Raw genomic sequence first — 264 nt, 5'->3', positions numbered from 1 at the left:
CGCAGTTGCGCGCGGCCGGCCTGCTCGACCCGGTCGACGATGCCTATGACGAGTTGATGGGAGAGGGCGCGGGCGAGGATGGGGCGGACGATACCGAGCGAAGCGACGATCCCGAAGAGAGCTGACTGGCGCTAAGCCCGCGCAACGCCTATATTCGCATCCAAGCAATGTGAAAGAGAAGGTCCCATGGGTCTCAGTGTCTGGCAGCTCGCCATTATCGCCGTCGTCGTGCTCGTCCTGTTCGGTCGCGGGCGGATTTCCGAA

Annotated in this window: 1 protein-coding gene; it reads left to right on the top strand. The window is 63.3% G+C overall.

Annotation, left to right across the window (positions count from 1 at the left end; all coding sequences use genetic code 11):
- Positions 1–186 precede the first annotated feature (186 nt).
- Positions 187–264, top strand: a 78-nt coding sequence (locus tag AC2Q9J_RS18075) for a twin-arginine translocase TatA/TatE family subunit (protein WP_499042083.1), incomplete at its 3' end; no start/stop codon positions are given.

The organism is Planococcus sp. RAB007_Raresut, from assembly GCF_057369535.1.
The sequence above is the reverse complement of the archived record's forward strand: the minus strand, read 5'-3'. Positions and strand labels throughout refer to the sequence as shown.